At 66.0% G+C, this 13,203-nt stretch carries 8 protein-coding genes; 6 read left to right on the plus strand and 2 right to left on the minus strand.

Annotation, left to right across the window (positions count from 1 at the left end; genetic code table 11):
- Positions 1-459 carry a DoxX family protein gene (locus XH93_RS14010; RefSeq protein WP_194473959.1) on the plus strand — a complete coding sequence of 153 codons (459 nt, stop codon included), beginning with the start codon at positions 1-3 and terminating at the stop codon, positions 457-459.
- 32 nt (positions 460-491) lie between these two features.
- Here XH93_RS14010 and XH93_RS14015 read toward each other — a convergent pair whose 3' ends face one another.
- Entirely contained in the window at positions 492-1,577 is a 1,086-nt protein-coding gene (locus tag XH93_RS14015) for a substrate-binding domain-containing protein (protein WP_194473960.1), read from the minus strand.
- A gap of 118 nt (positions 1,578-1,695) precedes the next feature.
- Here XH93_RS14015 and XH93_RS14020 point away from each other — a divergent pair, with 118 nt between their 5' ends.
- The 5 genes from XH93_RS14020 to XH93_RS14040 all read left to right on the plus strand — a co-directional run bounded on the left by XH93_RS14020 (position 1,696) and on the right by XH93_RS14040 (position 12,391).
- Positions 1,696-3,177: an aldehyde dehydrogenase family protein gene (locus XH93_RS14020; RefSeq protein ID WP_194473961.1), complete on the plus strand. Its 1,482-nt coding sequence runs from the start codon at positions 1,696-1,698 to the stop codon at positions 3,175-3,177.
- 177 nt (positions 3,178-3,354) lie between these two features.
- Positions 3,355-4,194 carry an aldo/keto reductase gene (locus tag XH93_RS14025; protein WP_246799615.1) on the plus strand — a complete coding sequence of 280 codons (840 nt, stop codon included), beginning with the start codon at positions 3,355-3,357 and terminating at the stop codon, positions 4,192-4,194.
- A gap of 190 nt (positions 4,195-4,384) precedes the next feature.
- Complete coding sequence (locus XH93_RS14030; RefSeq protein ID WP_194473963.1) at positions 4,385-5,374, plus strand: DMT family transporter; 990 nt, start codon at positions 4,385-4,387, stop codon at positions 5,372-5,374.
- Positions 5,375-5,619: 245 nt separating this feature from the next.
- On the plus strand, positions 5,620-11,271 hold the full coding sequence (locus tag XH93_RS14035; RefSeq protein ID WP_194473964.1) for an autotransporter domain-containing protein: 5,652 nt from the start codon (positions 5,620-5,622) through the stop codon (positions 11,269-11,271).
- A 37-nt stretch (positions 11,272-11,308) separates the two neighbouring features.
- Positions 11,309-12,391 (plus strand): zinc-binding dehydrogenase, encoded by a 1,083-nt coding sequence (locus XH93_RS14040; protein WP_194473965.1) that lies wholly within the window; start codon positions 11,309-11,311, stop codon positions 12,389-12,391.
- 54 nt (positions 12,392-12,445) lie between these two features.
- On the opposite strand, the gene XH93_RS14045 is transcribed toward XH93_RS14040, so the two are convergent.
- On the minus strand, positions 12,446-13,192 hold the full coding sequence (locus XH93_RS14045; RefSeq protein ID WP_194473966.1) for an SDR family NAD(P)-dependent oxidoreductase: 747 nt from the start codon (positions 13,190-13,192) through the stop codon (positions 12,446-12,448).
- Positions 13,193-13,203: the final 11 nt, after the last annotated feature.

Here is a 13,203-nt window from a genome sequence, read left to right on the forward strand (position 1 = left end):
ATGTCCAGTTCCACTCAACTCGCGGCAGGCGACAAGGCCGCCGCGCTTCCCACTTCGCTGGTTCTGCTGTTCGCCCGGCTGGCGATTGCACCGCTGTTTCTCTACAGCGGCATCGGCAAGGTGATGGCGTTCACTGTTACCGCCGGACGGCTCGGCGGCGCCGACGGCATCGGCGCCATTCTTGCGTCGGGTGCGATCGCGGTCGAGCTTGGCTGTGGCGTCGCGCTCGTGCTCGGCCTGTTCGCACGCCCGGCGGCGGTCGCGCTATTCCTGTTCACGATCGCGGCGACGCTGATGTTTCACAATTTCTGGGTCGCGCCCGAGGCGCAGGTGGTCACCCAGACCATCAACTTCCTGAAGAATCTCGGCCTGCTCGGCGCGCTCGCGCTGATCGCGGTCAACGGTCCGGGCAGCTACGCCGTAAGTGCAGGCGGCAAGCCAGGCGCAGCGAGCGTCTGACCGGCCACGCCGCAAGGCCGGATCATGCCGCATCAGCGGTCGGAATGCAGCTTTTCGAGAAACTCCTTCACGCCGCTGACGGCGCCGGTATGCGAGGCGACATAGCCGGGCAGAGCGTCCACCGCCTTGTGAAACGCGCTGCTCTTCATGATGTCGAGCACGCGCTGCATCGGCTCGGTCTCCAGGAACGCGCGCTTGCAGACGAAGAAATAATCCTCGGTGAGCAGGCGGATGAAATCGAGGCAAAACTGCCGCGCCGCCGCCTCGACGCCGAAACTCGCATCGGCCATGCCGCTCGCGACATAGGCGGCGACCGCGGCATGGGTAAACTCAATGTGCTGCCCGCCGTTGATTTTGCCTTGCGGGATCCGGTGCAGCGCCAGCAGCTGGTCGAACAGAATCCGCGTTCCGGAATCGTGGTCGCGGTTGACGAAGCGCGCCTTGCGCTCGACCAGATCCTTCAGCGAGGTGATCTTCAGCGGGTTGCCGCGCTTGACCATCAGGCCCATCTCGCGGGTGACGAAATTGATCACGCGGTCCTCGCGCGGATCGAGCCATTCCCGGCAGGCCTTGATGCCCTGCGCGCGCAGTTCGCCGCGCGGCAGATGTACGCCGGAGAGGTCGCAGGCGCCCTGCGCCAGCGAGACCAGCGAGTTCTGGTTGGAGACATAGCGCAGGTCGACGCCCATGCCGCTCTCGCGGTCGAGGAACTCGCGCAGTTTCGACACCGCAAAGCCGTGGCTGGCATGCACGCGGATGACGGACGGCCGCTGCTCGAGGAACGGCTTGATCTCGGTGACCAGCTCCTGCGCGAGGTTTTCCAGTTGCAGCCCGAGCCGCGCCTGCATGCGCTCGCCGGCCCACACCAGCTTCTCGCCGAACGGCGTCAGTTTTGAGCCCTTGCCGCGCTGGGTCTCGACCAGCGGCACGCCGAAGAATTCGGTCCACTGCTCGATCAGGTTCCAGACATGGCGGTAGGACAAATGCGCGTCGCTGGCGGCGCTGGTGATCTTCCCGGTCTTCCTGATCTCGTTGAGGATGCCGAGCATCACCACCGCGGTCTGCGGTGAGTTCTCCTTGCGGAACCGCCAGACGGTCTCGATCTCGATCTGCAGCATCGCAGCCTTCCGATTATGAAGTCTAATTCATATCCTGGCATTCCAATAGGCACAAGATATCATATTTACTGCGGAACAAATCCTCCTACCTTCAGGTGCAATACCAGGAGGAAATATGATGTCTGCTGCATATGACTATGGACACGAACGCCACGCCCCGACGGTCCGGGACGAGCTGTTGCTGATCGACGGCGCCCGCGTCCGCTCGCTGTCCGGACGCAGCTTCAAATCGCTCAACCCCGCCACCGAGCAGGTGATCGCGACCATCGCCGAAGGCAATGAGGCCGATGTCGACCGCGCGGTCGCCGCCGCCCGCCGCGCCTTCGAAGGGCCATGGCGGACCATGCGCGCCGCCGAGCGCGGCCACATCCTGATGCGATGGGCCGAGCTGTTGAAGCGGCACGCCGACGAGATCACAGCGCTGGAAAGCCTCGATGCCGGCAAGCCGATCTCGGGCGTGCTGCGCCAGGACTTTCCGGCCGCGGTCGACACGCTGACTTACTACGCCGGCTGGGCCGACAAGATCAGCGGCGACGTGGTCTCGACCCGCGACGACGCGCTGACCTACACGGTGCGCGAGCCGGTCGGCGTCGTCGCCGCGATCGTGCCGTGGAATTTCCCGCTGATGATCGGGATGTGGAAGCTCGCCCCAGCGCTGGCCTGCGGATGCACCGTGGTGATGAAGCCCGCCGAGCTGACCTCGCTGTCGGCGCTGCGGATCGCCGAACTCGCGCTCGAGGCCGGCCTGCCCAAGGGCGTGCTCAACATCGTGACCGGCCCCGGCCGCGTCGTCGGCGACGCGCTGGTCAACCATCCTGATGTCGACAAGGTGACGTTCACCGGCTCGCCCGGCGTCGGCCGCGGCATCATGAAGGGGGCCGCCGGCAATTTCAAACGGGTCTCGCTCGAGCTCGGCGGCAAGTCCGCCAACGTGATTTTCGACGACGCCAATCTCGAAGCCGCCGCGAAAGCCGCGGCCGCCGGCATCTTCTTCAACGCCGGCCAGGTCTGCTCGGCCGGCTCGCGCGTGCTGGTGCAGGAGAAGGCCTATGACGAGGTGGTGGAGCGCCTGGTTGCGCGCGCCGAGGCCCTGCGGATCGGCGATCCCGCCGACCGCGCCACCGCGCTCGGGCCGGTCATCTCCGAGAAGCAGATGCGCTCGATCCTCGACTATGTCGAGATCGGCAAAAAGGAAGGCGCGCAGCTTGCGACCGGCGGCGAGCGCGTCGGCGACCGCGGCTATTTCATCCGTCCCACCGTGTTCGCCAATGTCGCGCACGAGATGCGCGTCTCGCAGGAAGAAATCTTCGGTCCCGTCGTCAGCGTAATCAAGTTCAGGGACGAGGCCGATGCGCTGCGCATCGCCAACGGCACCGCCTACAGCCTCGCCGCCGGCGTCTGGAGCGCCGACATCGGCCGGGTCCAGCGCTTTGCCAAGAAGGCCCGCGCCGGCACGGTGTGGATCAACACCTACGGCTACACCGACGTGCGGCTGCCCTGGGGCGGCGAACGCGACTCCGGCCTCGGCCGTGAGCACGGCACCGCCGCGCTCGATAATTTTACCGAGCCGAAGGCGGTGTGGATGAACCTCAACGTCTGACCGCGCGTAACGCGGACAGACCAGGCGCGGATCGACGGATCCGCGCCGTTGGGCTTGCGCGGAACGCGCCGCAAACTCGCCGTCGTCCCGGCCTTCGCCGGGACGACGATGGGGAGACATTGTCACTCGATTGATTTATCGTTCAGTGGGCCAGGGCCAACGAGAAACGAGGCGATCGTGCAGACAAAAAAATTCGGCAAGAACGGCCCGCAGGCCTCGGTGATCGGGCAGGGCACCTGGTATCTCGATCGCGGTGACCGCAAGGCGGCGGTCGCGGCGCTACAGCGCGGCATCGATGCCGGCATGACCCATATCGACACCGCCGAGATGTATGGCGACGCTGAGCTCGTGATTGCGGACGCGATCGCCGGCCAGCGCGAAGAACTGTTCCTGGTTTCGAAGGTGCTGCCGAGCAACGCGTCGCGGCGCGGCACCATCACCGCCTGCGAGCGCTCGCTGAAGCGGCTGAAGACCGATCACCTCGATTGCTATCTGCTGCACTGGCGCGGCTCCTATCCGCTTGCCGACACCGTTGCGGCATTTGACGAACTGGTCGCGGCCGGCAAGATCCGCTCCTGGGGCGTCAGCAATTTCGACGCCGACGATCTCGGCCAACTGCTCGCGGTTGCCGGCGAAGGCAAGATCGCCTGCAACCAGGTGCTCTACCATCTGCAGGAGCGCGCCATCGAGCACGCGGTGATCCCGTGGTGCGAGCAGCACGGCGTCGCCGTCGTCGCCTATTCGCCGTTCGGCCACAATGATTTTCCGTCGGCGTCGAGCAAGGGCGGCGCGGCGCTGCAATCCATCGCGCAGGCGCACAAGGCGACGCCGCGCCAGGTCGCGCTGAGCTTCCTCACCCGCGCCCCGTCCGTGCTCGCGATCCCGAAAGCATCGAGCGCGGATCATGCTGTAGAGAATGCCGCGGCGGGCGATCTGAAGCTCAGCGACAGCGAGATCGCAGCGCTCGACAAGGCGTTTCCGCGCGGACCAAAACCGCGCTCGCTGCCGATGCTCTGAGCATCAGGCGCGGAGCGGCCGCCTCACACAATTGCTAACAAAGTGTTGCATTCGCGGCCGTGTCGTGGCTGCGACGGGCCGTCGCGCGCGCTGACGCATATCGGAGTCCCGTTTTCGGGCATTGTCCTTGCTGCGGAATTGGAGTTTTCTGGCATCAGCAGATTCCCATTATTGCGCCATCGAGATTGTCGTGACTCCGCCCCCCGCCGCAGCCGCCAGGCTGGACAGCGTTCCCCTTGCATTGCCTGAGAAGACCTCGGTCGCGCGCAGAGTGGCTGCGCGCACCGACCGGCCGTTCAAGGGCATCGCGCTGATCCTGCTGTCGACGGTGTTTCTGGGCACCTCCGATGTCACCGCGAAATATCTCGCCAAGACGCTGCCCCCGATCGAGATCACCTGGATCCGCTTCGTGGTGTTCGCGCTGATCATGGTGCCGGTGATGCTGCCGGGCACGCCGCTGTTCGCGCTGCACAGCAAACGGCCCGGCCTGCACGTGCTGCGCGGCTCGGCGCTGCTCGGCTCCTCGCTGCTGTTCATCACCGGGTTGAGTTTCCTGCCGATCGCGGAAGCCTCCGCCACCAGCTTCGTCTCGCCACTGTTCGTCACCGCGCTGTCGATCGCCTTCCTCGGCGAGAAGGTCGGCCTGCGGCGCTGGATCGCAACCGCAGTCGGGCTCCTCGGCGTCTTCATCATCCTGCGGCCGGGCACCGCCGCCTTCCATCCCGCGGCGTTCTTCCCGATCTTTTCGGCGCTGGCCTGGGCGTGCACGCTTATCATGACGCGGATGATGAGCGGCAGCGAACGGCCGCTCACCGTGATGGCCTATTCGTCGCTCGTCGGCGTCGCCATCGTCTCGGCGCTGGTGCCGTTCGTCTGGGTCGCGCCGAGCTGGCACGACATCATGTTCGGCCTGCTGGTCGGCGTCGCGTCGACCGCGGGCCAGTGGATCGTGGTGCTCGCGTTCCGCTACGGCGATGCCTCGGTGCTGGCGCCGTTCTCCTACACCCAACTGGTGTGGGTCAGTATCCTCGGCTTCCTGGTGTTCGGCGAATTGCCCGACGGCTGGACCATCGTCGGCGCCGGTTTCATCGTCGCCTCGGGCCTCTACACTGCCCACCGCGAGCGCGTCCGGCGCTCGCAATTGCTGGCCGTCGCCAGCGAGCCGTCCCCGAACGCCTGAACGCGCCGCCGAAAATCGTGCGCCGGTTGCGACATCGGGTCGCCTGAACGTTGCGCGCGTACAACAGGTCGGCCGAAACTTTCGCCATCGGAAGCGAATTCAACGGTTTCGGAAACAAAGCGGCAATCTTCCCGGTTCCCGCATGCTAGCCTGACTCCAAGCTCCGCAGGGCATTTTACTGGGGCAGGGAAGTGCGGTTTTTTGGTTCGTTGTCGTTTTCGTTTGGAAGTCGCTCGCGGGGTGGTGTGACGGCTCTGGCGCTCTGCGCCTCGGCCGCAAGCGTGTTCCCGCTTGGCCCGGCAGCGGCGCAGAGCTTCGTTTGGGGCGGCACCGGAAGCACGACCGCCACCACCGAATACGAGCTCAATACCAACTGGTCCAATCCGGGCACCGCGCCGCCATCCCTCCCTGGGCAATCGGCGATCTTCGATTCGACGGGATCGCCGACGATCAACATCGGTCCCGGCCCGAAGCTGCCGGACTCCTGGACCTTCAACGCCAATTCGCGCGACTTCACGATCAACGGCAACCCGGTTCAGTTCAGCAGGTCGGGGCCGACCGGCGGCCTGATCAACAATGCCGATAACGGCCAGACCATCACCATCAACGCCAACGTCGCCGAGGGCGGCGGCGGCCCGGTCATGGTGCAGCAGCTCGGCAACAGCACGCTGGTGCTGGCGGGCACTAATAGCTACACCGGCGGCACGCTGATCTCGGCCGGAACGGTGCAGGTCACCAACGCCAATTCGGTCGGCACCGGCGCCATCACGCTCAACGGCGGCACCTTCCAGATGCAGTCGCCGACGGTCTCCAGCATCGCCTTCGCCAACAACATCAGCGTTGGCGCGTTCGGCACGGTCGATGCGAACGGCGCCCAGGTCAATCTGCAGGGCGTGATTTCGGACGGCGTCGGCGCCGGCACGCTGTTCCTGGTCGACACCGCCCACTCCGGAACGTCGAACGTCCAGCTCTCCGGCGTCAACACCTACAGCGGCGGCACGACGGTGATCGGGACGACCGTCATCGCCACCAACAACCGTTCACTCGGCACCGGCGCAGTGACGCTGGACAATTCGGTGTTGCAGGCCGAGGGCGTCAGCAACCTGACCTTCAGCAACAACTTCGCGATCAACCAGTCGGCGACCGGCAGCGCGATCGACGCCAATGGCGTGCAGCTGACGATCGCCGGCAATATCGGTGACGGCAACGACTCCGCCCAGCTGACGGTGCTGGACAATTCGGGCGGCCTCGGCCGCGTGATTATGCTCGGTACCAACACCTATAGCGGCGGTACCACGATCTGCGATTGCGCGACGCTGCAGCTCGGCGATGCGACCCATACTGCGTCGCTCGCCGGCGAGATCGCCGTCGACGGCAAGCTCGACATCGTCAACGCCAACACCGCCGCGATCAGCAAGATCGTCAATGACGGCTTCAACGGCGTTGCCACCACGACATTCTACAACTCGACGTCGGCCGGCACCGCGACGATCGAGAGCAAGAATTTTGGCATCACCGAGTTTCGCGACAGCAGCACGGCGGGCAACGCCAACGTGTTGACGTCCAGCGGCGCGCTGACGATCTTCCGTGACACGAGCTCCGCCGGCAATGCCGTGTTCACCAGCACCAATGGCGGCACCGTGGTGTTCGGCGACGCGCTCGGTCCGCCCGGCGGCACCGATACCGCCACGGCCGGAAACGCCGTGATCGACAATTTCAGCGGCAGCTCCGTGGTGTTCCTCGGCCACACCACCGCGGGACAGGCCACGATCACCAATCACGATCTCGGCACGTCGGCGCAGTTCTTCGAGTTCTCGTCGGCGGGCTCGGCGAAGATCACGAACTCGGCCAGCGGGTCCGTCTTCTTCTTCATGAACAGCACGGCGGGGAGCTCATCGATCGACAACAGCGGCCTGCTTTATTTCGGCACCGGCGGCTTCAGCGCCGCCGAGGCGCCGACCGCGGGCAATGCGACGATCATCAATCGTTCCGGCAGCGTGCTGAACTTTGCCGCGCATGCCACCGCCGGCGACGCTACCATCACCACCGAGAGCGGCGCCGCGACCACCTTCGTCGACAATTCGACCGGCGGCAACGCGCAGTTCATCACCAACGGCACCGGCTTTGTCGATTTCGGCGGCAGCCTCGGGCTGAACGGCGATCACCGCATCACCGCGGGTTCGATCGCTGGCTCCGGCACCTATTACATCGGCGGCGGCAATACGCTCATCGTCGGCGGCAACAATCTGTCGAGCACGGTCAGCGGTCTGATCGCGGATTTCGATCCGTGCGGCTGCATCGGCCCGACCAGCGGATCCGGCACGCTGGTGAAGACCGGAAGCGGCACGCTGACGCTGGCGGGCGCCAACACCTATACCGGCGGGACCACGATTTCCGGCGGCGTCATCGAGGTGACCAACGTCAATGCCGTCAGCACCGGCGCAGTCACGCTCGACGGCGGCACGTTCAAGGCCGACGGCGCCAGCAACCTGACCTTCGGCAACGCCTTCAAGGTCAACACCACGGGTGGCGGCATCGACAATGGCAGCGCGGTGCTGACGATTGCCGGCGTCATCGCCAACGGCAACGGCGGCACCGGTGTCCTGCAACTGACCGGAGCCGGCACCACCGTGCTGTCGGGCGTCAACACCTATACCGGCGGCACGCTGATATCGGCCGGAACGGTACAAGCGACGAACGTTGCTTCGCTCGGCAGTGGCACCATCACGCTCAATGGCGGCATCTTCCAGATGGCGCCGAGCCTTACCGGCATCGCCTTCGCCAACAGCATCGCCGTCAGTGCCGCGGGCGGCACGATCGATGCCAATTCAGCCGCGGTTAATCTGCAGGGCGTGATCGCCGACGGCGCGGGCGCCGGCGTGCTGCGCCTGACCAGCACGGGCACCCAACGGACCATTCAGCTCTCGGGCGTCAACACCTACACCGGCGGTACGCTGGTGGACCATACGACGGTGATCGCCACCAACGCCAGTTCGGTCGGCACCGGCACGGTGACGCTGAACGGTGGCGTCTTCAAGGTCGACGGCACCAGCGACCTGACCTTCAACAACAACTTCAGGATCAGCGACTCGTCGAGCGGCACTATCAATAGCGTTGGCAAGCAGCTCACGATCTCCGGCGGCATCACCGCCGGCAACGGCACCTCGCTGACCGTTTCCGACTCGATCGGCTCGGGCCGCGTGGTGCTGCTCGGCGCCAACGACCTCCAAGGCAACACGACCGTCGACTATAGTGGGGCGCTGCAGGTTGGCGACGCCACGCACGCCTCATCGATCGGCGGCTCGCTCGTCGTCAACGGCCGGCTGGATATCGTCAACGGGAGCACCGCGGGCCTCGTCAGCATCACCAACGATGCCAACAGGTTATCCCTCAACGCCGGACCTGGAATCACGACGTTCTACAACGCCACGTCGGCCGGAAACGCCACGATCACCAACTCGGATGGCGGCACCACGGTATTTCGCGACAACAGTTCCGCCGGAAGCGCCCGGATCTTCGGCACGACGACATTCGGTGTGCGCAGCGGCTCCGACACCAGCACTGCCGCCAATGCCATCATCTACGGTGGCGTGACCTTCTTGGCGAACACCAACGCCGGTCAGGCCACTCTCGTCGGCGGAGCCTCGTTCGGCGATTTCGCATCGGCCGGCTCGGCAACGCTCCTCGCGGGCGGGAATTTTAACAACAGCAGTACGGCGGCCAATGCGACGATCTACAACACCTTTTTTACCTTCTTCTCCGACACGGCAACTGCTGCCAGTGCGACGATCATCACCCGTTCAGACGGCACGAGCTTTTCCACCCCGGTGTTGTCTTTTGGCGGCCGGTCCACGGCGGGCAATGCCATCATCATCACTGAAAGCCCGGGCAGTCCGTACGACGATTTCTTCGGGCGTCCTCCCCCGAGCGACGTCCGTTTCGCCGACAACGCGACCGGCGGCAACGCACAGTTCATCACCAACGGTGGCGCCATCGTCGATTTCGGGGGCAGCCGCGGGCTGAACGGCGACGGCCGTATCACGGCAGGCTCGATCGCGGGCTCGGGCAGGTACTACATCGGCGGCGGCAACACGCTGGTCGTCGGCAGCAACAATCTGTCGACAACTGTCAGTGGCGTGATCGCGGACGGCACCGGGAGCGGCGCGCTAGAGAAGGTCGGCTTGGGAACGCTGACCTTATCGGGTGCGAACACCTATTCGGGCGGCACCACGATCAATGGCGGCACGCTCAGCGTCAACGGCTCGATCGCCTCGTCAAGCCTCACCACGGTGAATGCCGGCGGCACGCTCGGCGGCAACGGCATTCTCGGCAATACCGTTGTCAGCGGCGGCTCGCTGGCGCCGGGCAATTCGATCGGCACGCTGACCGTGCAGGGCAATTTGGTCTTCACCGCGGCGGCGAGCTACATGGTCGAGGTCTCGACGGTGGGGGCCGACCGTACCAATGTGACCGGCACGGCGACACTCGGCGGCGCCACGGTGAAGGCGAGCTTCGCGCCTGGCAGCTACGTGACGAAGCAATACACGATTATCAGCGCGGGCGGTGGCGTTAACGGGGCATTCTCGTCGCTGGTCAATGCCAACCTGCCGGCGAACTTCACGCCGAGCCTGAGCTATGACGCCAACAACGCCTATCTCAATCTGACGCTGAATTTCGTGCCGCCGACGCCGCCGGATTTCGGCCGCGGCCTGTCCGGCAACCAGCAGGCGGTCGCCAACACGCTGGTCAATTTCTTCAACACCACCGGCGGCATCCCGCTGGTCTACGGCACGCTGACGCCGAACGGCCTGACCCAGGCCTCGGGCGAGGGCGCCACCGCCTCGCAGCAGGCGACGTTCAACGCGATGAACCTGTTCATCGGGCTGTTGACCGATCCGTTCGTCGCCGGCCGCGACGGCGGTCTTGGCGCCGGCGCCGGCGCGAGTCCGTTCGCCGAGGAGAGCGCCTCGCTCGCCTATGCCGCGCGCCGCACCGATGCGCGCGACGCCTTCGCCGGCATCTACCGCAAGGCGCCGGCGGCGCCGCTCGACTTCGAGCAGCGCTGGAGCGTGTGGGCGGCGGGCTATGGCGGCTCGCAGACCACCAGCGGCAACGCGGTAGTGGGCTCGAACAACACGTCCAGCAGCATCTACGGCACCGCGGTCGGCGCCGACTACCGCCTGTCGCCGAATACGCTTGCGGGTTTCGCGCTCGCCGGCGGCGGCACCAATTTCAGCGTCAACGGTCTCGGCTGGGGCCGCTCCGACCTGTTCCAGGCCGGCGCGTTCATCCGCCACAATATCGGCGCCGCCTATCTCAGCGCCGCGCTGGCCTATGGCTGGCAGGACGTCACCACCGATCGCATTGTCACCGCGGCCGGCGCCGATCATCTGCGCGCCGAGTTCAAGGCCAATGCCTGGTCGGGCCGGCTCGAAGGCGGCTATCGCTACGCGACGCCGTGGCTCGGGCTGACGCCCTACGCCGCGGGGCAGTTCACGACGTTCGGCCTGCCGGGCTATGCCGAGACCGTGGTCGCCGGCAGCGGCGCCTTCGCGCTCAACACCACGGCCAAGAGCGTGACCGACACCCGCAGCGAGCTCGGCCTGCGCGCCGACAAATCCTTCGCCGTCGACAGCGGCGTGGTGACGCTGCGCGGCCGCGTTGCCTGGGCGCACGACTTCAACCCGGACCGTAACATCGCCGCCGTGTTCCAGGCGCTGCCGGGCGCGGCCTTCGTGGTCAACGGCGCCGCGCAGGCCTCCGACTCCGTGCTGACCACGGCCTCCGCCGAGGTCAAGTGGCGCAACGGCTGGTCGGCGGCCGCGACCTTCGAAGGCGAGTTTTCCAACGTGACGCAATCCTACGCCGGCAAGGGTGTTATGCGCTATTCGTGGTGATCCTCCGTGCTACTGTTTGTGAAAACAGGGAGGAACCATGCGCGCAGCGATCTTCAGGAACGGCGAGATTGTCGTCGACACCATGCCCGAGCCGAAGCCGGGCGCCGGCCAGGTGCTGGTCAAGTCGCTCGCCTGCGGCATCTGCGGCTCCGATCTGCACGCGCGCATGCACGCCCACCGCATGGTGGAGCTGAGCAAATTCCTGCCCGGCCGCAAGCCGATGGACCTCGCGCGCGACGTCGTGTTCGGCCATGAGTTCTGCTGCGAGATCCTCGATTACGGTCCGGGCACCACGCGCAGGCTGAAGCCCGGCACGCGGGTCTGCTCGCTGCCGGCGCTGCTGACGCCGCAGGGGCCGCAGGGCATCGGCTATTCCAACGACAATCCCGGCGCCTATGCCGAGCAGATGCTGCTCTCCGAGCCGCTGCTGCTCGAAGTGCCCAATGGCCTTGCCGCCGAGCATGCCGCGCTCACCGAACCGCTCGCGGTCGGCGTTCATGCGGTGGCGATGGCCGATATCAGAGGCGGTGAGGTGCCGCTGGTGATCGGCTGCGGCCCGGTGGGCCTAGCGGTGATTGCCGCGCTGAAGATCAGGGGGCTCGGTCCGATCGTCGCCGCCGATTACTCGCCGGCGCGGCGCGCCCTTGCCGAAAAGATGGGCGCCGACGTCGTGATCGATCCCGCCAGGACGCAGCCTTATGCGAGCTGGGCCGAGCATGCCCAGATGACGGAGGCGGAGAAGGCGGCGCGGCCGCCGTTCCAGGCGCATCTGCCGGCGCTGAAGCCGGCGTTGATCTTCGAATGCGTCGGCGTGCCCGGCGTGCTGCAGCAGGTGTTCGAGGGCGCGCCGCGCCACGCCCGCGTCGTCGTGGTCGGCGTCTGCATGGAGACCGACCGCTCCGAGCCGATGCTTGGCATCATCAAGGAGCTCAACGTCCAGTACGTGCTCGGCTACACGCCGGAGGAATTTGCCTACTCGCTGCGTTTGATCGCCGAAGGCCAGGTCGACGCCGGCGCGCTGGTGACGGGGCGCGTCGGCATCGACGGCGTCGCGCAGGCGTTCGCCGATCTCGCCAATCCCGAGGCGCACACCAAGATTCTGGTCGAGCCCTGGCGGTAGTTCGTAGGATGGGCACGTCGCGGCGCTTCTTTGCCCACCCGAATTCAGCTCTGCTCAGCAGCTCCACTGAAAGCCATCGACCACGAAATGCTGGCCGGTCATGAACATGTGCGCCTCGACGGCGAGATAGCGCACGATACTGGCAACGTCCTCGGGCCTGCCGACCCGTCCCATGGCAATGCCTGCGGTCAGCTCTGCCTCCCGTTCACCGAGCAGATTGCGCAACAGGTCGGTGGCGATAATGCCCGGGCAGATCGCATTGACCGACACTTTGGGTCCGAGCTCCTTGGCGAGCGACCGCGTGAGGCCGAGGATTCCGGCCTTGGCTGCCGCGTAGGCATGCTTGCTGACGGCGCTGGTGACGCCGCCCGACAGCGCGTTGATCGATGAAATCGAGATGATCCGCCCGCCGCCATCCTGCTTCATCATGACCGGTGCGGCCGCGTGAATGAAGTTGAAGCAGCTCTTCAGATTGACCGCGATGGTGCGGTCGAATTCCGCCTCGGTGATCTCGAGGATCGGCTTCGGGTTCGCCGCGCCCGCATTGTTCAGCAGTACGTCGAGTTGCTTCCATGTCGCGCCGACCTGTTCGACGATCGCATGTGCGCGGGCAAATTCGCTGACATCGGCCTGAAAGGTCAGCGTGCGCCGGCCGCGCGCCTCGATATCGCGCGCGGTCGCTGCCATCTCCTCTTCGAGGAGATCGACAAGGGCGACGTCGAAGCCGGCATCGGCGAGCGCCAGCGCGCAGGCGCGGCCAATGCCGCGCGCGCCGCCGGTGACGAGGGCGGTCTTTGTCATGAGCAGGTTCC

Source organism: Bradyrhizobium sp. CCBAU 51753 (assembly GCF_015291565.1).
Taxonomy (GTDB): domain Bacteria; phylum Pseudomonadota; class Alphaproteobacteria; order Rhizobiales; family Xanthobacteraceae; genus Bradyrhizobium; species Bradyrhizobium ivorense.